This window comes from Mesorhizobium sp. GbtcB19, assembly GCF_019091085.1.
GTDB lineage: Bacteria > Pseudomonadota > Alphaproteobacteria > Rhizobiales > Rhizobiaceae > Mesorhizobium.
In genome coordinates this window covers 387486-410850 of record NZ_JAGXJY010000002.1, presented here as the reverse complement: position 1 = coordinate 410850, position 23365 = coordinate 387486, and the positions used below count along the sequence as shown (strand labels likewise).

Here is a 23365-nt window from a genome sequence, read left to right as displayed (position 1 = left end):
GTCCACTCGGCTGCGCTGTCGTGCCCGCCGGCTTCATGCCCCGGGGCTTTTTCACCGTCTTGCCGATCGACCGGAGTCGATTTGGCGGAAAGAGGGAAAACAGACGCAACCAGTCTCATTCGTCGAGAAGGCCGGAATCTCCCGGCCCAAGCGCCTATGGGCTGCATATGGCCGAGTTCGCCCTGGAATGCAAGGGGTGTCATGTTGCAATGCAGCAAAACGACAGCGCTTGCGCTCCCCCGCCCTCGCGATTACCACAAATCACTCATCCGTTTTGGGGATCGTCCATGAAAGACGTGCTGAAGGAACTCGAGCGCCGCCGCGAAATTGCCCGCATGGGCGGCGGCAAGGACCGCATCGAGGCGCAGCACAAGAAGGGCAAGCTGACTGCCCGCGAGCGTATCGAGATCTTCCTCGACGAAGGCTCGTTCGAAGAGTTCGACATGTATGTCGAGCACCGCTCGACCGATTTCGGCATGGAGAAGACCAAGATCGCCGGCGACGGCGTCGTCACCGGCTGGGGCACGGTCAACGGAAGGCCTATCTATATCTTCGCCAAGGATTTTACCGTGTTCGGCGGCTCGCTGTCGGAGGCGCATGCCGAAAAGGTCATCAAGGTCCAGGAGATGGCGTTGCGCAATCGCGCGCCGATCATCGGTCTCTACGATGCCGGCGGCGCGCGCATCCAGGAAGGCGTGGCGGCGCTCGGCGGCTATGCCGAGATTTTCCAGCGCAACGTGCTCGCCTCCGGTGTCATCCCGCAGATTTCGCTGATCATGGGTCCCTGCGCCGGCGGCGACGTCTACTCGCCCGCCATGACCGATTTCATCTTCATGGTGCGCGACACTTCCTACATGTTCGTCACCGGGCCGGACGTGGTGAAGACCGTGACCAACGAGACGGTGACCGCCGAAAGCCTCGGCGGCGCTTCCGTCCACACCACCAAATCCTCCATCGCCGACGGCGCCTATGACAACGATGTCGAGGCGCTGCTGCAGATGCGCCGGCTGGTCGATCTCCTGCCGGCGTCCAACACCTCCGATATCCCCGAGATCGAATGCTACCAGTCGGTCACGGACCACGACCTGTCGCTCGACCGGCTGATCCCCGACAATGCCAACAAGCCCTATGACATCAAGGAGCTGATCCTAAAGGTCGTCGACGAAGGCGATTTCTTCGAGATCCAGCAGAGCTTTGCCAAGAACATCGTCACCGGCTTTGGCCGCGTCGAGGGCCGCACGGTCGGCTTCGTCGCCAACCAGCCGATGGTGCTGGCCGGCGTGCTCGATTCCGACGCCAGCCGCAAGGCGGCGCGCTTTGTGCGATTCTGCGACTGTTTTTCGATTCCCATCGTCACCTTCGTCGACGTGCCGGGCTTCCTGCCGGGCACCGCGCAGGAATATGGCGGGCTGATCAAGCACGGCGCCAAGCTGCTCTTCGCCTATGCCGAGGCGACCGTGCCGAAGATCACCGTCATCACCCGCAAGGCTTATGGCGGCGCCTATGACGTGATGGCCTCGAAGCATCTGCGCGGCGACATGAATTATGCCTGGCCGACGGCCCAGATCGCGGTGATGGGCGCCAGGGGTGCGGTCGAGATCATCTACCGCAAGGATATCGGCGATCCGGAGAAAATTGCAGCCCATACAAAGGTTTACGAGGATCGCTTCCTGTCGCCTTTCGTCGCCGCCGAGCGCGGCTATATCGACGAGGTGATCATGCCGCATTCGACCCGGCGCCGCGTGGCGCGAGCGCTGCGCATGCTGCGCAACAAGGACATGCAGAACCCCTGGAAGAAGCACGACAACATTCCGCTGTGAGAAGCTGCACCGATCCGAAATGCGCATAACCCTTGCAGCCCAGAGCCTTATTCCAGCCAAGGGGTATGGCGGCACGCAGCGCCAGGTCGAGTGGCTGGTCACCGAGCTGGTCAAGCTCGGGCACCATGTCGTCCTGATCGCCGCGCCGGGATCGTCGCATCCGCTATGCGAAGTCAGGCATGCGGTCAGCGATGCCGAATGCCGGGCCGCGATCCCGCGCGATACGCAGATCGTCAACCTGCACGCCTGGAAGGTCGAGGTCCCCTTCCCGACGCTCAACACCGAGCACGGCCATCTTCCGGACTATCCGCGGCCGCAACCCAACTGGAACTTCCTCAGCGCCCGCCATGCCGAACTGCATGGCCGCAAGACCTTCGTCTATAACGGGTTTCCCGTGGACGCTTACCGGCTGGCGCCGTCGAAGAACGACCACCTGTTCTTCATGGCGGCCATTGCGCGCGCGGGAAAGGGGCTGAACCGGGCGGTGGATCTCGCCAAGAAATTCGACTTCACCCTCGATATCGCCGGCGGTTCGCGCTGGAAGCTGCTCGGCCGCAGCAAGACGCGCCGCGAGGGCGTGTTCTTCAAGAGCCTTTCCACCCGCTACCGGTTTCACGGCATGGTCGATGGCCAGGACAAGTTGCGCCTGTTGGGTCAATCGAAGGCATTCCTCAATCCGATCTCGTGGGAAGAACCGTTCGGCATGGCGCAGGTCGAAGCCATGCTGTGCGGCACGCCCGTGCTCACCACGCCGCGCGGCGCGCTTGTGGAGACCGTGGATGCCGATACCGGCCGCTTCTTCGAGACCGACGAGGAGTTCAGGCGCGGCTTTGCCGAGATCGGAGACCTGCCGGCGCAACGGTGCCGCCAGTCGGCCGCCGACCGGTTCCCGATCGAGAGGACGGCGAAAGCCTATCTGGAACTCTATGCGCGCATCCTTGATGGCGAAGCGCTTCCGTGACAAATCACCGTCATATCAGCCATTGATGGCGATTGTTCCGGATCTAAAGGTAGCGCCTGTTGCGTCCCATCTTCGTCTTCTGCTTGCCGGCGATCGGTGACTTCATCCGTTGTCATTCGGCAATCCAGGTCCTCGCGGAGAAGTTTCCCGGGCATCCGATCGACGTCGCCACCTCGCGGCTTGCCGCGCCGCTGGCGCGCCTGATGCCTCATATCCGCAAGACGTGGATCGTCGAGAAGCACTGGAAGCCTGGGCTGAAAGAGCGGGCTGGCCTGGCGCGCGAAATCCGCAAGGAGAACTACCAGGCGGCCTATATGCTCACCAGCAGCACCAAGGCCGCGCTTGTGCCATGGCTGGCCGGCATACCAGAACGCATCGGCTATCCGCGCGAATTCCAGTTCGGCATCATCAACCGTCTGCCGGCGGGCTGGCCGAAGAGCTTCGTGGCGTTCGGCCCGCGCAAGACGCGATTGTTCGAGCAAGTCTGCGCGATCGCGATGCTGGGCGAGAAGCCAGGCGATGACATGCGGCTGCCTGCGCCGCAGATGGCGGTTTCGGCTGAGGAGCTTTCCGATTGGCGTGCACGGCACGGGATCGATCCGGCGCGGCCGGCGCTGGCGCTCTACACCTCGGCTTTCACCAATTTCCGCTCATGGCCGGCGGAGCGGTTTATCTCGATAGCGAAGGATCACGTCCGGCGCGGCTGGTCGGTCTGGCTCATCGGCGGCCCGCGGGAACGCGAGGCCGCCGCGCAGATCCGGGCGGCACTTCCGGAGGCGGTGGATTTCACCTCGACACCGGCGCTGACCGATGCCATGTGCCAGATCGCCGCCTCGACTGCCTTCCTCGGCGTCGACGGCGGGCTCTGCCATGCGGCTGCGGCCTTGGGCGGACCATGCGTGCTCATCTTCGGATCGAACCGCTCCTACGAGACCGGGCCGGTGAACGACCAGGTGCGTTATCTCGAACCGCCGATCTCTACGCCGAGCTGGGTTCAAGACACGCGAGGGATCAGCGAGGAACGCGTCCTTGCGGCTCTGGCCGACGCCGTGGCGCAATCGGGCCCCAGACAGGAAGCCTGACTATTCCTCGGCCGCCGCGCCAAAGCCTGCGCTCATGCTCGCGCGCGCCGCGGTCGCCCATGGCGTGGCGTGGTTGTCGATGCGCATCTGGAAAATGAAATAGGTCGGCGAGCAGAAGCCGATGCCCTCGACCTTGGCGGCGCTCGGCGTGTCCCGCGGCAGCGACTGGCACATATAGTCCTCGCGGCAGAAATGCTCGGCCGAGCAGGCCGGGCGGTTGCCGCGGTTGACGGCGCCGCCGAGGCATTGGTCGAAATTGTTGGTCGCCACGCAGATGTCGAACTTCTTGCCGCCGACCAGGCCGCAGATTTCGTTCGGCATCGGCTTGCCTGGCTTGAAGGCGGAGAAGGCGCGATCCTTGTCGTCGCAGGCGCGGTAGGCGAAGCCGCCCGGAACGCCGATCTTCGGCGGCCGGCATGTATAGGCGGTGCGCGAAATCGCCTCGGCAGGGGCGGCGAACTGGCCGGTGATCTTGTAGCGGTCGTTGAAAGGCTGCGCCGCGTTGCTGGCGATCGAGCCGGTAAGGCAGGGATGGCCGGAAAACATCGCGGTGCTGTCTTTCGGCAGCAGGCATTGCGCCAGTTTGGTCCTAACGCCAGAAGCGGCCGCGATCGGCGTGCAGACGGTGCCGGCGCCGCATTGCCAGGTGCTGCCGAAGCGGCTCGCGTCTTCCGGTATCAGGCATGGCATCGTTGTTTCGGCCGGCGCGTAGGCGACCTCACCGGTGTCCTTCCACGCGGCGGGCGGCGCGAAGGAGAGCGGACGAAAACGATTGGGATCCTTGCCTTCGGCCGTGGCTTCGAGCCACGCCTCGCGGCGCGGGATCTCGGCATGGAGATGCGGCGAGATACCGACCTCGATGCGGTTGAGCGGCGAGGTCGTGGCATCGTCGAGACCGATGAAATGGAAGCCGGCGGTCGAACCTGCCTGATGGCAGCCCTGGCAGGCGCCGTTGTCGAGACGCTCGACGAGGGCTTCCGGCGTGCGCGCCAGGGAAAACTTCGAATAGTCGAGCCCGGCGAATTCCTTTGGATCGAACAGCGGCGTGAACGGATGGTTGGCTTGCCTGGCGCTGCCGAAGGTCGACCAGGAGACGACTTTTCGGGCGAGGAATTCATCCGGGATTTCATAGACGCCGAGATCGACCGCGGCGGCATTGGCACGGACATAGTCGGCAAGCCGTGCTTTCAGTACCGCATCTTCTGCAAGGCGGGCCGTGTCCGGCGTATTTTCCAGCGGCTTCTCGCCGACCGCCGCGCCGTCGATGCTGAAGATGCGCATCAGGTATGCGGCCTGCCCGCCGAACTCGGTTTCCTGGCCGGACGGAAAGCGCACCACCTGCGCGTTGAGTTCGAGTTGCTTGAAGGACAATGAGGCCCTTTCGAGCGGCCCGCCAGTCAGCCAGCCGGCATCAACCGTTTCGTCGAGCTGTGGCGTCCAACGACCGGCAACGCCGGCGCAGCCGCCATCGGGGTCCGGAGCGACGCGGTATATGGCGTTGAAATTGAACGGCAGGCGCGAGGCCAGCTGCTTGCCGTTCTTCTTGAAGGCGTAGGCAAGGCGATAGATGAACCGCACCTCGCCGCAGCTCTTGTCATCGTTCAGCTTGGCGAAGTCGCGCCGGTCGAGCCGGTTGACGACGCCGACCAGACGGAAGCGCGCGGCGCTCGTCTTCAGCCAGCGCATGTCGATGATGCGGCCGACATTGCCGTCGGTCACTTCGTAAAGGGTTCGGCCGCCGGCCTTCATGTCGGCGCGCAGTGCCGCCACATCGGCGGCCACCGTTTCGACGATGGCGTGGTAGGCGGGTGCCTCATCGTAGAGGGTTTTCAGGTCGTCCTTGCCATCGACGCCCAAGACAGCGGCGAAGCTGTATCCCCTGGCATCGAGCGTGGCGAGGACGTGAGGGTCGTCGACGATGGTGACAGGACGATCGGCAGCGCGCGCCGGCTGGAGCGTGAACGCGGCCATGACGAGCGAGATGAAAAGGAGAGCAAGACGACTCATCGAAGGTCCGGTTGGGTTTCGATCAGTTCGCGCAGAATAGACACAATCGCCGAGGGCAGGTCCTCGGCAATCAACCCGGGCCCGAACCGGCGGCCGGCTTCGGCATGAATCCAGACGGCGGCGCAGGCGGCTTCGAAAGGTGCCATGTCTTGCGCCAGCAGTCCGGCAATGATCCCCGACAGAACGTCGCCCGACCCCGCCGTGGCGAGCCAGGGTGCACCGTTGGCATTGATCGCCGCGCGGCCATCGGGCGCGGCAATCTCCGTATCGGCGCCCTTGTAGACCACAATTGCATTCGCAAGTTTGGCTGCCGCTCGCGCTTTGCTCAGCTTGGAGCTTTTCTTGTCTGCGGCGATATCAGGGAACAGGCGGCCAAACTCACCCTCGTGCGGTGTTAAAATCAGTGGGTATGCCCCAACTCGGCGCGCTGCATTGAACAATGCCGCGGGTTCGTCGCGAAACGCGGAGATGCCATCGGCGTCAAGGACAACGCCTCCCCGGTCGAGCCTGCCTTGCGTCTCGTCGAGCCTGTTTCTCGCAAGCAACCACAAGGTAAAATCGCGAGCCTTGTCGCCAGCGCCAAATCCAGGCCCGAGCACATATGCAAATGGCCGGCGCTCATTAACGAACTCATCGACGTCCGCAACTGAATCGGTCTTTCGCAACATAATCGACGTTAAATGGGCGGCGTTCACCTGCATGGCGTCCCCGGGTGACAGGATAGTGGTTGCGCCCGCGCCACTTCGGGCCGCAGCCAAAGCCGAAAGCCGTGCCGCCCCGGTAGAGTTCGGCCCGCCGGAAAAAACAGCGACATGGCCCCGCTGGTATTTGTGCACGTCGATCGCCGTTCTCGGGAAGTACCATCGCAGCCAGAGATCCGGCGTATTCTCAAATGTCTTGATTTTCAGCTGATCAATGATCGAATCCGGGATGCCGATATCCGCAACGATAATCTCGCCGCATAGGCTGCGCCCTGGCATCAACAAATGCCCATGTTTTTTGCGCACGAAGGTTATCGTCAGGTCGGCCTTGAAATAGGCTCTGGTCCATCCGGTCTCGCCCGAAACGCCGGACGGCAAATCGATTGACACTACTGGCACGTTCTCCGCCCCACTGATGCCCGAGGCGGCCTGAGCATAGGGAGAAAGGTTCTTTGAGAGTCCAGCGCCGTAAAGGGCGTCGACGACAACCTCGCCTGCTTCAGGATGAAAATCATTCAGATGATTGACGGGCAGGTTGCAAGCTTCGGAAGCCCGTGCGGCATCACTTCCAGCTTTCTGCTTACCTTCGGCCCACAACGCAACATCGACGCCCGCCTCGGCCAGCAGCCGCGCCACGACATATCCGTCGCCGCCATTGTTGCCGGGGCCGCACAGCACATGCACCTTTTTCGCCGCCGGGTAGCGCGCCAGCACGACGGCCGCTACCGCCTCGCCGGCGCGCAGCATCAGCCCGTAGCCGTCGAGCGGTCCGGCAGCGATTGCCAGCCTGTCGGCCTCGGCCATTTCGGCCGGCGACAGAAGTTCGTTGCGCATGGGATTGCCGATCTTCATGCGATCGAGCATTGTCCAGTTTTCGGTTCGAAGCAAACAACCACGATCGCGCATCTTTTCGCAAATGCGGTCGCATCCGAGAGGGGTTCTGCCTGCAAATTGCGCTGTCTGCCCATTTTTTGCGCAGACGCGAGGAGGAGCGATGTATAGGGTTTGGGCGTCCATGACGCATCCGATGCAGCGGATGACGCGAATTTGCATCCGAAGGCGGCACGCGATCGAAAACGCCCTGCGGCGTCGCCGCTCCGCTGGATTGGCACGCTTCGTGCTTGATGGAGGCGCAAGCGGGGCACATAACCCGTCTTCTTGGCAGTGGAGGCCACTTTTTACATGAAAAAGATCGAAGCGATCATCAAGCCATTCAAGCTGGACGAAGTGAAGGAAGCGCTTCAGGAGGCCGGACTGCAAGGCATCACCGTCACCGAAGCCAAGGGCTTCGGCCGGCAGAAGGGCCACACCGAGCTCTACCGGGGCGCCGAATATGTCGTCGATTTCCTGCCCAAGGTGAAGATCGAAGTGGTGCTCGGCGACGAGGCCGTCGAGGGCGCCATCGAGGCCATCCGCAAGGCGGCGCAGACAGGCCGCATCGGCGATGGAAAAATCTTCGTCTCCAACATAGAGGAAGTGGTGCGCATCCGCACCGGCGAGACCGGCATCGACGCCATCTGACGCCCCCCCATCTTCTGCAACGTCATCATCAAAACACGTCATCACACAGGGATACATGACATGACGACAGCCAAAGACATCATGAAGCAGATCAAGGACAACGACGTGAAATTCGTCGACCTGCGCTTCACCGATCCGCGGGGCAAGCTGCAGCATGTGACGATGGATGTCGTCGAGGTCGAAGAAGACATGTTCGCCGACGGCGTCATGTTCGACGGCTCCTCCATCGCCGGCTGGAAGGCGATCAACGAGTCCGACATGGTGCTGATGCCGGATACGGACACCGTGCATATGGATCCGTTCTTCGCCCAGTCGACCATGGTCATCCTGTGCGACATCCTCGATCCGGTCTCGGGCGAGGCCTACAACCGCGATCCGCGCGGCACCGCCAAGAAGGCCGAGGCCTATATGAAGTCGGAAGGCATCGGCGACACCATCTATGTCGGCCCGGAAGCCGAGTTCTTCGTGTTCGACGACGTCAAGTACAAGGCCGATCCCTACAACACCGGCTTCCGTCTCGATTCGACCGAGCTGCCGTCCAACGACGACACCGATTACGAGACCGGCAATCTCGGCCACCGTCCGCGCATCAAGGGCGGCTATTTCCCTGTGCCGCCGATCGATTCCTGCCAGGACATGCGCTCCGAGATGCTGACCGTTCTGGCCGAGATGGGCGTGCGCGTCGAAAAGCATCACCATGAGGTCGCCGCCGCCCAGCACGAGCTCGGCATCAAGTTCGACACGCTGGTGCGCAACGCCGACAAGATGCTGATCTACAAGTATGTCGTGCACCAGGTCGCCAACGCCTACGGCAAGACGGCCACCTTCATGCCGAAGCCGGTGTTCGGCGACAACGGCTCGGGCATGCATGTCCACCAGTCGATCTGGAAGGGCGGCAAGCCGACCTTCGCCGGCAACGAATATGCCGGCCTGTCGGAAAGCTGCCTGTTCTACATCGGCGGCATCATCAAGCACGCCAAGGCGATCAACGCCTTCACCAACCCGCTCACCAACTCCTACAAGCGTCTGGTGCCGGGCTATGAGGCGCCGGTGCTGCTCGCCTATTCGGCGCGCAACCGCTCGGCCTCGTGCCGCATTCCGTTCGGCTCGTCGCCGAAGTCGAAGCGTGTCGAGGTCCGCTTCCCCGATCCGGGTGCGAACCCCTATCTCGGCTTCGCCGCCATGCTGATGGCCGGCCTCGACGGCATCAAGAACAAGATCCATCCCGGGCAGCCGATGGACAAGGACCTCTACGACCTGCCGCCGAAGGAGCTGAAGAAGATCCCGACCGTCTGCGGCTCGCTGCGTGAAGCGCTGCAGAGCCTCGACAAGGATCGCGGCTTCCTCAAGGCCGGCGGCGTCTTCGACGACGACCAGATCGACTCCTACATCGAGCTGAAGATGGCCGAGGTGATGCGCTTCGAGATGACCCCGCACCCGGTCGAGTACGACATGTATTACTCGGTCTAAGCTTCTGATCGGATGTTGAAATCAAGCCCTTGGAGGTAACTGCCTCCAAGGGCTTTTCATTTGGCCGGCTTATCGTCAGGAGACAATGACCCGCCCGGCCTTTCGCCGCGCATGGTCGGCCGCAACAAGGTCGCGGCGGTTCTTCGCGATGACGTCCTCCGCGACCGGGACAGGTTCGAGACCGGCGAGCTTGCGATAGATGACCGCGCCGACAAGCGTCGGCAGCGTGGCGAGAATGACCAGCGGTCCAGCTGCGCCGAATGTCACGAGAGCCATCAACGGTGCCGCTGCCAGTCCCCCTAGGCCATACGCCAGATATCCGGTCTTGCCGATCGACCGCAGGCCGAAATGCGCGATGGCGATGAGGATAAGGACCGGCATTCCGGTGAACAGCGCCATGGCTCCCTTTATCACCAAGTCGCTCGCCAGCACGTCGATCAGGTTTTCCGGGCGTATTGATTTACCGATGCCTTGCAGACCACGCATGTAGGCTGCGAGATCCAGGATCCCCTGAATTAAAGTGCTCAGCAGGCCGCCCAGCAAGGATGCGCCGAGCAGTGAAACCAGCGAGGTGCGCACGCGCAACGGGCCGGCGAAGTACTCCGTTCCCTCGTGCACGAACGCGCCGACCGTTTCGGCGCCAGCCGATGCCTTGCCGAACGTGGCTTGGCCGCGGCCAGGCTGACCATGGGATCCGCTGCCTGTTTCGCCGCCGGCGGCGGAGGCGATGCGTCGGTAGGCTGCGTTCATGCCGTCGAGGTCTTCGGCTTGACCCTCTATTCCGGCCGACTTGCGGTATGCCAGGCCGATAACCGCGCCGATACATGCGGGCATGAACAAACCCGTCGACAGGTTTCCTGTCGCAGCCAGCTGGCCGAATGTGCCGGAGGCGAGATGCAATATGAACAACGGCAAGGCGCAGACCATCCCGAGCAGGGCATAAGCCCAGGCCTTGATGACACCTAACTGGCGCAGCACCAGGTGTCCCGCGGTGAACATCAGGGCGAAGACAGTGCCGCCTTTCAGTATCGTCAAGATAACGGCGTCATTGCTGAAGTCGCTGAGCGGCTCCGTGCCCCAACCGCGTATGCTTGCCGCGACCAGGTAGAATCCGAAGGCAAGCCCCGTCACAAATAATTTCAGATAATTCGTGCCAATCCGGTTCATGTGCAGTCTCCCATAGTGTCGACCTACAGGATGCATCTTAAGATTGCACGAAGCGCCTAAGTGAAATGCTGGGTGTTGCATATATCAACGTGGCCGCTAAGTGGGTCAGATAGGCGGCGCGACGCCACCATTGATTGCATTTTCAATAAAAAGAACCCCGGCTTTCACCGGGGTTCTCGCAGGGACGGGACGTCGGAGGGCTGACGCCTATCCCGCAAGCTCGTCGGGGCCATGCAGGTTCCAGTCGGCGCGGCGCGCCAGGAACAGCAGGAAGTAGATCGCCGCGACGGCCATGATTGCCAGCGTCGCGATCAGGCTCGGGCGGCCGAAGGCGGCGTCGAGCAGGTTCTGATAAGCGACGTAAATGAGCGCCACGAACGCAAGGATCGCCGGCACCGGGAACAGCGGCATGCGATAGTGGCCGCCCGAGGTCGTGCCGTTGCGGCGGCCGGCGAAGACGGCGACGCAGAGCAGCGCATAGATCACCACGAGCGAGGTGCCGCTGACCACCAGCAGGAGGTTGAGGTCGATGAAGCAGGCGAGTGCGGCCAGCACCACCACGACGATGGTGGCAACCCATGGCGATGCGTAAGTGCCGTGGACGGATGCGACGGCGCTGTTGATCGGGCCGAACCAGGTCTTGTCGCGGCCGGAACTGAACAGGAGCCGCGCCGCCTGCAGGATGATGGCGATGACGGCGTTGAAGATGGCAACCGCGATCGCCAGGCTGATCGCCACCGTCAGCCAATGGCCGCCGCGCGCCTCGAGGAAATATTCGATCTTCTGGGGTGCGGCGAGCAGGCCGACGAGATCGGGCGCGCCGAGCAGAACTGCGGTCAGCGGGATGAGCTCGGCCGCGACCGTGATCACCAGCGCCCACAGCACCACCTTGCCGATGTTGCGCTTGGCGTCGTGCGTCTCCTCGCCGAAATAAGCGGCAGCGCCATAGCCGTTATAGGCAAAGAGCGAAACGGCGGTGGATGCCAGGATAATGGCGGCCGAAGCCGGAACCAGCGCGTTGGTCGTGGCGTCGAGCAGTTGCGGCGCGGTGAACAGGCTGGAGAGCGGCCGCTCGACATGGGCGAAGCCGAGGCCGGTGAGGATCAGCAGCGCCAGCATCTCGATGCCGAGGAAGATGCCGGTGACGAAGGCGTTGAGCTTGATGCGCATGGCGGCGACCGCGCCGGCCAGGATGATCGTCACCACGCCGACCCATTGCGGGCTGAGGTTGGGGATCAGCACGCCGAGATAGGTGCCGACGCCGAGCGCGATGACGGCGACGATCAGCACGATCGACACGAAGACCAGCACCAGCGTCACAAAACCCCAGAAGCGGCCGAGCGTGCGGCCGATCATGGTGTATTCGCCGCCGGCCATCGGATAGGCCGAGGAAAGCTCGGCATAGACGAAGGCCATGAACAGGCCGATGACGGCCGCGATCACGAAGCTCAGGAACGAGCCGGTGCCGGCCAGCGCGATGACGCCCGGCACGATGATGAAAACGGATGATGCCGGCGTCACCGCCGAGAGCACGATCATCAGCGTGCCCAGCGCGTTCAGTGCCCGGTCCAGGCCCTTGGCGCCGGTCGCGGTCTTGTCGACGGCCGCGGTAGTGGCTTCGTTTGTAGACATTTTCCTCCCCTTTTTTTAATTGGATAAAAATTACTATCCGAAGCGGAAGCTATCCACGTTGACACATAGCGTCAACAAATTTGCGATATGCCGGCTTGCAAAAACCCACAGGCCAGTTTTTATTGAATTAAATTCAGGAAACGAAATGGGCAGACCCAAGACACAGACCGATCGCCGCCTGACGCTGGTCGCGGCAGCAGAATCGATGATCGCCAAACGCGGCCTCGCCGGCGTCACCTTGCGCGACGTGGCCAACGAGGCAGGCATGAGCTCGAGCGCCCTGCTCTATTATTATCCCGGCCTCAAGGAGCTTCTGGACGATGTGCAGACCAAGGCAGTCGAGCGCTTCTGCACGCAACGCGCGGCATCCGTCGCAGCGATCGCCGATCCAAGGGCGCGGCTGAGGACGATGCTGGAAAGCGGGCTGCCGACCGATCCGGACGACCAGCTTTGCCGGCTGCTTCTGGAGCTCGGCGCCTATTCGCGTTCGGATGCCAGCTACGCGGCCCGCCACATCACTCTGTTCGAGCGCCAGGTGGCGATCTATATCGGCATCCTCGAAGCGGGCGCCGCCACAGGCACCTTCAAGCTCAATGCGGCGAGCGAAGTCATCGCCCGCAGCCTGGTCGTCCTGGAAGACGGTCTCGGCCTCCATCTCGTCAATGTCGTGCCTGCCGTCGACCACGCCTCGGCAATGGCGATCCTCACCGGCTACGCCGAACTTGCCACCGGCTGCAGCCTTGGCTGAGCCGGCTTTCATCAACGGAGCATTTCCCAGCATGGACCAACGAACAGTCGCGACCACAACGCCGGCCGGCAAAACGCGCGCCCGCGGCCTCGGCATTCCGCTGCCTGGCACGCCGGGACCGGCCAACGCCATCACCGACGTCGATGGCGTGCTCGTCGGCTATTCGACGCTGATCAAGGGCGACGGCAAGCTCAGCCTCGGGCATGGGCCGGTCCGCACCGGCGTCACCGCGATCCTGCCGCTTGGCCGCGATGGCGTCGGGGTGGCTTTGGCCGCCGGCTATCATTCGTTCAACGGCAATGGCGAGATGACCGGCGCTTCTTGGCTGGAGGAGGCTGGCAGCCTCTCGATGCCGATCCTGATCACCAACACGCATGCCGTCGGCCCCTGCCATCGCGGCGTGATCGACTGGGTGGCGCGCAACAAGCCCGAGGTGGCGAACCAGTGGCTGCTGCCGGTAGTGGCCGAAACCTGGGACGGCTATCTCAACGACATCAACGGCTCGCATGTCACCGTCGACCACGCGATCGAGGCGATCGACAATGCGGCTGGCGGCGCCATCGAGGAAGGATCGGTCGGCGGCGGCACCGGCATGAACTGCTACGCCTTCAAGGGCGGCTCCGGCTCGGCGTCGCGCGTCGTCGACTACGGCCATCGCTCCTATACGGTCGGTGTCTTCCTGCAGGCCAATTTCGGCTCGCGCGAGGAGCTCAGCATTGCCGGCGTGCCGCTTGGGCGCGAGCTTGCCGCCGACAATCCGATGGAAGCCTATTTTCGCGGCCCGACCGGCGCCGGCTCCTGCATAGGCATCGTCGCCACCGATGCGCCGCTGCTGCCTGGACAGTGCAAGGCGCTGGCACGCCGTGTTCCGCTCGGGCTGGCGCGCACCGGAACGGCGGGCTCGCATTTTTCCGGCGATATTTTTCTCGCATTGTCGACCGCTAACCCGGATGCGCTCAACGGCCGCTTTCCGAAAGGTGCTCCAAGCGAAGAAAGCTACAGCCGCATGGACTTCGTCCCCTGGGGCCGCATGGACGATTTCTACACGGCCGTCGTGCAGGCGACCGAGGAGGCCGTGCTCAACGCATTGGTCGCCAACACGGAGATGGTCGGCCGCGACGGTAATCGCACGCCTGCGCTACCGCGAGACAAAGTGACGGCCGCGCTCAAATCGCGTGGCGTCATTGCCGGCTGAGGGCGACGGGCGGAGCTCCCTCACCGGCAGTCACCATGCAAAAAGGCCCCGGCGGAGAACGCCGGGGCCTTCCATTATTGAAGCTCGTCCAGCGCAGGCGCGGCCTGCGCGGTGAGAATCAGGCGGCAGCCGAAACGGCGGCGGTCGAAACCTCCGAGATCGTCTTCAGGATCTGCGAAGCGATCTGGTAGGGGTCGCCCTGCGAGTTCGGGCGACGGTCTTCCAGATAGCCCTTATAGTCGTTCTTGACGAAGGAGTGCGGCACGCGGATCGAGGCGCCGCGGTCGGCGACGCCGTAGGAGAACTTGTTCCACGGCGCGGTCTCGTGCTTGCCGGTCAGGCGCTTGTCGTTGTCCGGGCCATAAACGGCGATGTGGTCCATCAGGTTCTTGTCGAACTGCGCCATCAGCGCCTCGAAATAAGCCTTGCCGCCGACTTCGCGCATATAGGCGGTCGAGAAGTTGGCGTGCATGCCCGAGCCGTTCCAGTCGGTGTCGCCGAGCGGCTTGCAGTGGAACTCGATGTCGATGCCGTATTTCTCGGTCAGGCGCAGCAGCAGGTAGCGGGCCATCCACATCTGGTCGGCGGCCTTCTTGGAGCCCTTGCCGAAGATCTGGAATTCCCACTGGCCCTTCGCCACTTCGGCGTTGATGCCTTCATGGTTGATGCCGGCTGCCAGGCAGAGGTCGAGATGCTCCTCGACGATCGTGCGGGCGACGTCGCCGACATTCTTGTAGCCGACGCCGGTGTAATAAGGGCCCTGCGGAGCCGGATAGCCGCTCTCTGGGAAGCCGAGCGGACGGCCGTCCTTGTAGAAGAAATACTCCTGCTCGAAACCGAACCACGCGCCCTCGTCGTCGAGGATGGTGGCGCGCTTGTTGGAGACATGCGGCGTCACGCCGTCGGGCATCATGACTTCGCACATGACCAGCACGCCATTGGTGCGGGCCGGATCCGGATAGACGGCGACGGGCTTCAGCACGCAGTCCGAGCTGTGGCCCTCGGCCTGGTTCGTCGACGAGCCATCGAAGCCCCACAGCGGCAGTTGCTCGAGCGTCGGGAACTCGGCGAACTCCTTGATCTGGGTCTTGCCGCGCAGGCTTGGGGTCGGGACGTATCCGTCGAGCCAGATATACTCGAGCTTGTATTTGGTCATTCTAGAGCCTCTCGTTGCTTGATCACCGCATGCGGTGTCGATGCATGGCCGGGCTAGCCGGCCTGCCGGTCGTTAAAATGCAAATCGTATGCCACACCCGCGCGATCGGGTGCGGCAAAATGGTCACGAGATCGTGTTGAATTTGCTGAGCCGCCTCAACGCTGCGCTGAGATCAGTCAGAACCACGGTATGCACAAATAATATGCAAATACTGATCTTTTGGTAGGCATATTGCCTAAATGAATCGCAGAACCTACATTGTTGGAAAGGTGAATCGAAAAGCCCATAAAGAAGAAAGGAGACCGGCAATGGAGATCGTCTCCGCCCGTCCCACGGCGAAAATTCTGATGTTCCCACTGGCAGGACGCAGGACTGCCTCAAATTTAGGCGCCAAGGCGAAATTCGCGGCAGAATTGGCTTCGTTGCACGGCGAGCATGCCGACTTCGACGGCTGGTATCACGAAGCGGCCCTCGAGGATGAAGATCGGCAGCGCAAGAGCTGACCTGTTTCCTTGGAATTCGGGAATGAAAAAGCCCGGCGCGATTGCTCGCGCCGGGCTTTTGTTCGAACGCAGGTCAGTCCTTGGCGTGCAGATCGGTGCCGAGCGTGTCCCTGACGAAGATCATGCCGATGATCAGTGACATCGCGGCGATCACCACCGGATACCAGAGGCCATAGTAGATATCGCCCTTGTAGGCGCTGAGCGCGAACACCGTTGCCGGCAGCAGGCCGCCGAACCAGCCATTGCCGATGTGGTAAGGCAGCGACATGCCGGTGTAACGGATGCGGGTCGGAAACATTTCGACCAGGATCGCGGCGATCGGTCCGTAGACCATGGTCACGAACAGCACCAGGATGAACAGGATGCCGATCGTCATCGGCCAGTTGATGGCCGCCGGATCGGCTGTCATCGCGAAGGCCCCGCCGCCAGGGATGGTATAGACGGTGACTTCAGGCGCGCCGGCTGCCTCTTCCTTGGTCAAAAGCTTGTCGGCGATCGCCTTATCCGTCGGAACAGCCGCTTTCTCGCCGGCGCGGATGGCCGCGGCGTCGAGCTTCAGCTCCGGGTTGGCCGCGACAAAGGCGTCGAGCTTCTGGTCCGGAACCTTGGCCGCGGCGCGCTTCAGCGGATAGCCGCCATCCTGCAGCGACATGTTCACCGCTTTGACGAAGGCAGCGTCCTTGGCCTTGGCCTGGTCGCCGGCTGCGACGGCGTCATAGGAATTCAGCGTCTCGTTGCCGATCTTGACCGTGGCCGCAGTGCCGGGTGCCGCCGTCGAAACGACATCGTAAGGCACCGAGTTCTTGGTCAGGAACGAAGTCGCGATATCGCAGGAAGTCGTGAACTTCGCCGTGCCGACCGGGTTGAACTGGAACCTGCAGTCGCCGGGCGCAGCCGTCACTGTCGCGCGGGTGTTCTGCTGGGCGGTGGCCAGCGCCGGATTGGCGGCCCAGGTCAGCGCCTTGAACAGCGGGAAGGTGCACACGATTCCCAATGCGAGGCCGGCCATGATGATCGGCTTGCGGCCGATCTTGTCGGAGAGCCAGCCGAATACGACGAAGAAGATCGAGCCGACGGCAAGCGCGATCGCGATCATGATGTTGACCGACTGGGCGTCGACCTTGAGCACATTCGTCAGGAAGAACAGCGCGTAGAATTGGCCATTGTACCAGATCACGGCCTGGCCGGCGGTGAGGCCGAGTAGCGCCAAAAGCGCGATCTTGGCGTTCTTCCACTGGCCGAAGGCTTCCGACAGCGGCGCCTTGGAGCCCTTGCCCTCTTCCTTCATGCGCTGGAAGGTCGGCGATTCCGATAGCGACAGCCGGATCCAGATCGAAATGGCAAGCAGCAGGAAGGAAACGATGAAGGGAATGCGCCAGCCCCAGTTGGCATAGGTTTCCTTGCTGAGCGAGCCCTGCACGATCAGGATGACGATCAGCGACAGGAACAGGCCGAGCGTCGCCGTCGTCTGGATCCAGGAGGTGTAGAAGCCGCGGCGGTCGTCAGGCGCGTGCTCGGCGACATAGGTCGCGGCGCCGCCATATTCGCCGCCGAGCGCCAGGCCCTGCAGCATGCGCAGTCCGATCAGGATTATGGGAGCCAGGATGCCCAAGGTCGCGTAGCCGGGCAGCAAGCCGACCAGGAAGGTCGACAGGCCCATGATCGTCATGGTGACGAGGAAGGTGTATTTGCGGCCGACGAGATCGCCGATGCGGCCGAAAAGCAGCGCGCCGAACGGGCGGACAAGGAAACCCGCGGCGAAGGCGAGCAACGCGAAGATGTTGCGCGTCGCCTCCGGGATCGCCGGACTGAAGAAGGTCGAGCCGATGAAGGCCGCCAGCGAGCCGTAGAGATAGAAATCGTACCATTCGAAAACGGTGCCGAGCGAAGAGGCGAAGATGACCTTCTTCTCCTCTCGCGTCATGCCGCGGCTGGTTCCGCCGGCGGTCGAAGCCATTGCCATTGAAAAGTCCTCCCGTGAGATCCCGTCTGTCCTCGATGGCCGCGCGCACCACCGTCCGAGCTCCTCCGAACGCGGACTCAAACAACGCAGCCAACGAGACAAAAAATGACAGAAAGGCGTGGCGAAAGGCACCGCGACGATGGGATTATGACTTTGGTATTAGGTGCGCTGCGAAAAGCGAGCGCTTGGAGCGTTTCACCATTTCACGGAAACGGCGAGACCCTCCATCTCTTTGCCGGACGCAATTCCGGACGGAAAACTACGGCGAAGACGCCGAGCCTGACCGCCGTGCACTTTTCCTGGAATTGCTTTAGCCCTGCAGCACCTCGAGCAGGCTGACCGCCGCCATCATGTCGCGCTTGCGGGCCGAGCGGCGCGCCACAGCCTCGGCATCCTGGCCCCAATGCTCAATCTGCCAGTCCTCGTCGACATGGCCGGCGGCCCAGGCTTCCTCGCCGTCGAGCTCGCCGAAATCGACGGCAAGGGCGAGCAGCGCCGAACCGGTCAACGCCGTCATGACGTGGATGGCGGCCAGTCGCATCGGCTCGGAACGCTGGCCGAGATGCGCGCCGAGCACGGCGATGGCTTCACGCGGCTGCTCGACATGAATGACGCCTTCGGCAAGGTTGAAGCGCGCGCCAAGATGACCACGCGCCCAGTCCAGCACCGGGTCCCAAAGCTGGTTCTGACGGTCGACAAGCGCTTGGGGGGCGTCGGCGCGATAGCAGAGCAGATCGGAGGAAGCAAAACGCAGGACATCCTCCAGCACTGCCTGCGGATCGGACGCGACGCCGTCGATGGCGGTGTTGACGAGGCGCATGACCGGCATCGTCACCGGATCGATGATCTCGCTTTGCGCGTCGAATTCATCGGCCACGAGCGTGGCGGCCTTTTCGGTCGGCAGCACCATCACGGCCTTGCCCGGCGTGCGCACCGGTCTGCCGTCGAGATGCACCGCAAAACCGTTTTCCACCGGCACTACCGAGACAGCCTTATAGAAACGCTTCGGCAGCGGCGTCTTCATCTGGATCTGCGCGCGCCGCACCGGATCGGGATCGGAGAGCAGTTTTCCCGCTTCGAGGTCTTCGAGGATATCGCGCATCTGGGGACTCCTTAAACAGTAGGCTGCCTGCGCGCCGGCCGGTTGACGATGATCAGGCCGGCGGCGATCAGCGCCAGCGCCAGGAAGATCCTGAACGTCGGCGCCTCGCCCAGAACGATCGCGCCGCACAGAACGCCGAACACCGGCGACAGGAAGGCGAAGCTCGACAGGCCGGCCGCCGGATAGCGCGTGAGCAGCCAGAACCACAACACATAGGTGAAGGCGACGATATAGAAAGACTGGAACAGCAGCGCCAGTGTCGGCAAGGCGGCCATCGCCCGGATCGGCGGGCCGGCGAAAGGCATGACAAGCATGCCGACAATTGCGGCGCCTGCCAGTTGATAGAGCAACAGCTTCTCGGCGCTGATCTCCACCAGTTTCGACCGCTTGATGACGATGCTGGTCGTTGCCCAGAGGATGCCGGAACCGAGGCTGAGCAGGTCACCGGTCAGCGTTGCGTCCTTGCCGGCGACGATGCCGTCGGAGAAGACGGCCGCCAGGCCGCAGAAGGCAAGAACGAGCCCGCCGAACTTGCGTGTGTTGATGCGCTCGCCGAGCAGGAAATGGCCGCCGATCAGGACCCAGAACGGCACGGTGTTGACCAGCAACGTGTTGCGGGCGACGGTCGTGTATTCGAGCCCGATATAGAGGCACAGGAACTCGACGCCGAAGAGCACGCCGACGGCGATTCCGGCACCGAGCGTACCGTCCGCTTCGAACAGTTTGATGCCGCGCAGCCGGCACCAGGCGAGCACGCAGAGCCCGCCGAGAACCGAGCGCGCGACCGAGACGAAGACAGGATCGAAGCCGGCGTAGGAGACCTTGGCCGCGACGTAGTTCAGGCCCCAGGAAAAGGTCAGCCCGATCATGATGGCCGCCGCCGCCATGTCGACCGCGTTGCGGCGATCCGTTTCGACAGCGGTGGTCATTGCTTCGATTGGCCTTCCAGTTTTGCGAGCAGCGCCTTCAACGCCTCGGTGTTCTGTCTGACCGCCTCGGTGTTCTCACGTCCAATCTCGGCCATCGATCCCTGCTTCGTCGCGATCCGCCGCGTGTAGGCGAACCACACAGCGAAAACCAGGATGAACGGCAACCATCCGATCAACTGGCTGGTGACGGTGGATCCTTCCATTGTTGCGCGCCCCTTCAGTCCTCCGCGCTCTGTTCGTCGAAACCGATGAGGTTCCAGCTCTGGCGCATGTGCGGCGGCATCGGCGCCGTCACATCGATGACGCCCTGGTCGGGGTGCGGGATGACGATGCGGCGGGCGTGGAGGTGCAGACGGTTCTGGATGCCGCCCGGGAACTCCCAATTGGTGTCGGCCTCGAAATATTTGGGGTCGCCGATGATCGGACAGCCGATATGGGCGGCGTGGACGCGCAGCTGATGCGTGCGGCCGGTATAGGGCTCCATCTCCAGCCAGGACAGCGACTGCGCCGCCTGCTCGACCACGCGATAGTAGGAAACCGCATGGTCGGCGCCTTTCTCGCCATGCTTGGCCACGCGCACGCGGTCGCCGTCCTCGGTCGGCTCCTTGATCAGCCAGGTCGAGATCTTGTCCTCGCGCTTCGCCGGCACACCCTTGACCAGCGCCCAGTAGGTCTTCTTGGTCTCGCGCGCCCGGAACGCTTCCGAGAGCTTCATCGCGGCAAGGCGCGTGCGGGCAACGACCAGCACACCGGAGGTGTCGCGGTCGAGGCGATGGACGAGGCGCGGCTTCTCGCCCTTCTGGTTGCGCCAAGCCTCCAGCATGTCGTCGACATTGCGGGTGACGCCCGAGCCGCCTTGCACCGCCAGGCCCGCCGGCTTGTTGAAGACGAAGACTTTCGGGTCTTCGTGCAGGAGCATCTTGGCGAGCACATCGGCATCGCCCTGGTTGCGGATCGAGTGGCCGGTAAGCGGCGTATCGCCCTTCTTGTCGACGTCGAGCGGCGGAATGCGAACGGTCTGGCCCGGCTCGACGCGCGTGTCGGCCTTCACGCGTCCACCGTCGACGCGGATCTGGCCGGAGCGCAGCAGCTTTTGCAGGTGGCCGAAGCCGAGGCCCGGGAAATGGACCTTGAACCAGCGGTCGAGCCGCATGCCCGCCTCGCCGGCCTCCACCGTGATCTGTTCTACACCTGCCATGGATATGCTTTTCCGTTTGAAAGCGGCGCCATAGCACTAAGGCAGGCATTGTGCGAGCCAAAGACCCAATAAAGCGCGACGATTACCCCAATCGTCGCGCCATTCCGATCAACCGCCAGAAGACGTCGGCACCGCGCAGACCGTCGAGCGCGTCAGAAATCGCTTCTCGCGACCATTGTCGAGCGAGAACATGCCGCCTCTGCCCGGCACCACGTCGATGATCAGATCGGTATGCTTCCACGCCTCATATTGCGAGGCGCTGATATAGACCGGCGTCTCGCCGATCTCGCCGAGCCTGACGTCATTGTCGCCGATCATGAACTCGGCACGCGGATAGCACATCGGCGAGGAACCGTCGCAGCAGCCGCCGGACTGATGGAAAAGCACAGGCCCGTGATCAGCGATGATCTCCGCCAGCAGCGCCTCTGCCTCCGGCGTTGCGGAGACTTTGCCCAATGAAGCCTTGTCCATAGCCTCCTCCTGAAACTCACGGGAGGGCGCGGCTGACCGCGCCCTGCCGCCCTGCCCTGGGAGGATCAGAAGAAGCCGAGCTTCTTCGGGCTGTAGCTGACCAGCATGTTCTTCGTCTGCTGATAGTGGTCGAGCATCATCTTGTGCGTCTCGCGGCCGATGCCGGACTGCTTGTAACCGCCAAAGGCGGCATGCGCCGGATAGGCGTGATAGCAGTTGGTCCAGACACGCCCGGCCTGGATGGCGCGGCCGAAGCGGTAGCAGCGGTTGGCATCCCTGCTCCAGATGCCGGCGCCGAGGCCGTAGAGCGTGTCATTGGCGATCGACAAAGCTTCATCATCGTCCTTGAAGGTCGTGACCGACACGACCGGCCCAAAGATCTCCTCCTGGAAGATGCGCATCTTGTTGTTGCCCTTGAACACTGTCGGCTTGACGTAGTAGCCGCCGGCGAGATCACCCGGCAGATGGTTCTGCTCGCCGCCGGTCAGCACCTGCGCCCCTTCCTGGCGGCCGATGTCGAAGTAGGACAGGATCTTCTGCAACTGCTCGCTCGACGCCTGCGCGCCGATCATGGTGGCCGGGTCGAGCGGATCGCCCTGGACGATCGCCTCGACGCGCTTCAGCGCGCGTTCGATGAACTTGTCGTAGATCTTCTCATGCACCAGCGCACGGCTGGGACAGGTGCAGACCTCGCCCTGGTTGAGCGCGAACATGACGAAGCCCTCGATCGCCTTGTCGAAGAAATCGTCGTCTTCGGCGGTGACATCCTGGAAGAAGATGTTGGGCGATTTGCCACCGAGCTCGAGCGTCACCGGGATCAGGTTCTGGCTGGCATATTGCGAGATCAAGCGACCCGTCGTCGTCTCCCCGGTGAAGGCGATCTTGGCGATACGGTTCGACGAAGCGAGCGGCTTGCCGGCCTCGAGGCCGAAGCCGTTGACGATGTTGAGCACGCCTTCGGGCAACAGGTCGCCGATGAGATCGGCCCAGAGCATGATCGTGGCCGGGGTCTGCTCCGCGGGCTTCAGCACCACGCAATTGCCGGCGGCAAGCGCGGGCGCCAACTTCCACACCGCCATCAGCAGCGGGAAATTCCACGGGATGATCTGGCCGACGACGCCGAGCGGCTCATGGAAATGATAGGCGACGGTGTCATGGTCGATCTCGGAGATGGACCCTTCCTGGCTGCGCAGCACCCCGGCGAAATAGCGGAAATGGTCGATGGCCAGAGGCAGGTCGGCCGCGGTCGTCTCGCGGATCGGCTTGCCGTTGTCCCAGGTTTCGGCAAGCGCCAGCAGATCGAGATTGTCTTCCATCCGGTCGGCGATGCGGTTGAGGATCAGCGCGCGAGCCGCCGGGCTGGTCTTGCCCCAGGCATCCTTAGCTTTGTGAGCGGCATCGAGCGCTGCCTCTATGTCCTTGGCGTCCGAGCGGGCGATCTCTCCCAGCGGGCGGCCGGTGACCGGCGAGATATTTTCGAAATATTTGCCGGAAAGTGGCGCCACCCACTTGCCGCCGATAAAGTTGTCGTAGCGCTTGGCGAAGGGAACCTTGGCCGTGCGTGAGAATTCCACCTTGTTCATCGCATCCTCCCTAAAACCACGCCACGGGATGCGGCGCGTCGGGAGGAAGGGTTGCGGATCGGCGCCGGCTTGTCAGCCCAGGGCCGATCGATCGCAGGAACCGAGTGTCGCAGAACTGCGACAGGTCATTTTGGAAAAATGACTGGTCATTTCCGG

General features: G+C 63.0%; 20 protein-coding genes. 8 read left to right on the top strand and 12 right to left on the bottom strand.

Annotation, left to right across the window (positions count from 1 at the left end; translation table 11 throughout):
• Nucleotides 1-287 precede the first annotated feature (287 nt).
• Genes KVT37_RS06055 through waaF form a run of 3 tightly spaced genes read left to right on the top strand, consistent with a single transcriptional unit; the run spans nucleotide 288 to nucleotide 3863 of the window.
• Nucleotides 288-1820, top strand: coding sequence for an acyl-CoA carboxylase subunit beta (locus KVT37_RS06055; protein ID WP_217570604.1), 1533 nt, complete (start codon nucleotides 288-290; stop codon nucleotides 1818-1820).
• 19 nt (nucleotides 1821-1839) lie between these two features.
• Nucleotides 1840-2781: a glycosyltransferase gene (locus KVT37_RS06050; RefSeq protein ID WP_217570602.1), complete on the top strand. Its 942-nt coding sequence runs from the start codon at nucleotides 1840-1842 to the stop codon at nucleotides 2779-2781.
• Nucleotides 2782-2840: 59 nt separating this feature from the next.
• Nucleotides 2841-3863 (top strand): lipopolysaccharide heptosyltransferase II, encoded by a 1023-nt coding sequence (gene waaF / locus KVT37_RS06045; protein WP_217570600.1) that lies wholly within the window; start codon nucleotides 2841-2843, stop codon nucleotides 3861-3863.
• Here the strand turns inward: waaF and KVT37_RS06040 are convergent, their stop codons facing one another.
• The gene (locus KVT37_RS06040; RefSeq protein ID WP_217570599.1) at nucleotides 3864-5870 is read right to left on the bottom strand and encodes a hypothetical protein; all 2007 of its coding nucleotides are present in this window, start codon (nucleotides 5868-5870) and stop codon (nucleotides 3864-3866) included.
• Nucleotides 5867-7405: an NAD(P)H-hydrate dehydratase gene (locus KVT37_RS06035; RefSeq protein ID WP_217570927.1), complete on the bottom strand. Its 1539-nt coding sequence runs from the start codon at nucleotides 7403-7405 to the stop codon at nucleotides 5867-5869. Before KVT37_RS06035 ends, KVT37_RS06040 begins: the two co-directional genes overlap by 4 nt.
• A gap of 348 nt (nucleotides 7406-7753) precedes the next feature.
• Here KVT37_RS06035 and KVT37_RS06030 point away from each other — a divergent pair, with 348 nt between their 5' ends.
• Nucleotides 7754-8092, top strand: a complete 339-nt coding sequence (locus KVT37_RS06030) for a P-II family nitrogen regulator (RefSeq protein WP_018428041.1) — start codon at nucleotides 7754-7756, stop codon at nucleotides 8090-8092.
• 60 nt (nucleotides 8093-8152) lie between these two features.
• Complete coding sequence (gene glnA, locus KVT37_RS06025; protein ID WP_217570597.1) at nucleotides 8153-9562, top strand: type I glutamate--ammonia ligase; 1410 nt, start codon at nucleotides 8153-8155, stop codon at nucleotides 9560-9562.
• Nucleotides 9563-9637: 75 nt separating this feature from the next.
• On the opposite strand, the gene KVT37_RS06020 is transcribed toward glnA, so the two are convergent.
• Nucleotides 9638-10729 carry a hypothetical protein gene (locus KVT37_RS06020; RefSeq protein WP_217570595.1) on the bottom strand — a complete coding sequence of 364 codons (1092 nt, stop codon included), beginning with the start codon at nucleotides 10727-10729 and terminating at the stop codon, nucleotides 9638-9640.
• Between the two features lie 207 nt (nucleotides 10730-10936).
• Complete coding sequence (locus tag KVT37_RS06015; RefSeq protein ID WP_217570593.1) at nucleotides 10937-12361, bottom strand: APC family permease; 1425 nt, start codon at nucleotides 12359-12361, stop codon at nucleotides 10937-10939.
• Nucleotides 12362-12506: 145 nt separating this feature from the next.
• Here KVT37_RS06015 and KVT37_RS06010 point away from each other — a divergent pair, with 145 nt between their 5' ends.
• Together KVT37_RS06010 and KVT37_RS06005 are read left to right on the top strand one after the other, a co-directional pair.
• Complete coding sequence (locus tag KVT37_RS06010; RefSeq protein WP_217570592.1) at nucleotides 12507-13109, top strand: TetR/AcrR family transcriptional regulator; 603 nt, start codon at nucleotides 12507-12509, stop codon at nucleotides 13107-13109.
• Nucleotides 13110-13140: 31 nt separating this feature from the next.
• Nucleotides 13141-14304 carry a P1 family peptidase gene (locus tag KVT37_RS06005; protein ID WP_217570590.1) on the top strand — a complete coding sequence of 388 codons (1164 nt, stop codon included), beginning with the start codon at nucleotides 13141-13143 and terminating at the stop codon, nucleotides 14302-14304.
• Nucleotides 14305-14422: 118 nt separating this feature from the next.
• Here the strand turns inward: KVT37_RS06005 and KVT37_RS06000 are convergent, their stop codons facing one another.
• The gene (locus KVT37_RS06000; protein WP_217570587.1) at nucleotides 14423-15460 is read right to left on the bottom strand and encodes a glutamine synthetase beta-grasp domain-containing protein; all 1038 of its coding nucleotides are present in this window, start codon (nucleotides 15458-15460) and stop codon (nucleotides 14423-14425) included.
• Between the two features lie 308 nt (nucleotides 15461-15768).
• On the opposite strand from KVT37_RS06000, the gene KVT37_RS05995 reads away from it, so the two are divergent.
• Nucleotides 15769-15963 (top strand): DUF2735 domain-containing protein, encoded by a 195-nt coding sequence (locus KVT37_RS05995; RefSeq protein WP_217570585.1) that lies wholly within the window; start codon nucleotides 15769-15771, stop codon nucleotides 15961-15963.
• A 73-nt stretch (nucleotides 15964-16036) separates the two neighbouring features.
• Here KVT37_RS05995 and KVT37_RS05990 read toward each other — a convergent pair whose 3' ends face one another.
• The 7 genes from KVT37_RS05990 to adh form a co-directional block, all read right to left on the bottom strand.
• Nucleotides 16037-17926 carry an MFS transporter gene (locus tag KVT37_RS05990; protein WP_217570583.1) on the bottom strand — a complete coding sequence of 630 codons (1890 nt, stop codon included), beginning with the start codon at nucleotides 17924-17926 and terminating at the stop codon, nucleotides 16037-16039.
• A gap of 310 nt (nucleotides 17927-18236) precedes the next feature.
• A complete protein-coding gene (locus tag KVT37_RS05985) occupies nucleotides 18237-19028 on the bottom strand; it encodes an ATP12 family chaperone protein (protein WP_217570581.1) in 792 nt (263 codons plus the stop codon).
• A gap of 11 nt (nucleotides 19029-19039) precedes the next feature.
• Complete coding sequence (locus tag KVT37_RS05980) at nucleotides 19040-19957, bottom strand: DMT family transporter (RefSeq protein ID WP_217570579.1); 918 nt, start codon at nucleotides 19955-19957, stop codon at nucleotides 19040-19042.
• Nucleotides 19954-20160, bottom strand: a complete 207-nt coding sequence (locus KVT37_RS05975) for a hypothetical protein (RefSeq protein WP_217570577.1) — start codon at nucleotides 20158-20160, stop codon at nucleotides 19954-19956. Before KVT37_RS05975 ends, KVT37_RS05980 begins: the two co-directional genes overlap by 4 nt.
• A gap of 14 nt (nucleotides 20161-20174) precedes the next feature.
• Nucleotides 20175-21155, bottom strand: a complete 981-nt coding sequence (locus tag KVT37_RS05970) for an RluA family pseudouridine synthase (protein WP_217570575.1) — start codon at nucleotides 21153-21155, stop codon at nucleotides 20175-20177.
• 108 nt (nucleotides 21156-21263) lie between these two features.
• On the bottom strand, nucleotides 21264-21626 hold the full coding sequence (locus tag KVT37_RS05965) for a DUF779 domain-containing protein (RefSeq protein WP_217570573.1): 363 nt from the start codon (nucleotides 21624-21626) through the stop codon (nucleotides 21264-21266).
• 65 nt (nucleotides 21627-21691) lie between these two features.
• Complete coding sequence (gene adh, locus KVT37_RS05960; protein WP_217570570.1) at nucleotides 21692-23209, bottom strand: aldehyde dehydrogenase; 1518 nt, start codon at nucleotides 23207-23209, stop codon at nucleotides 21692-21694.
• Nucleotides 23210-23365: the final 156 nt, after the last annotated feature.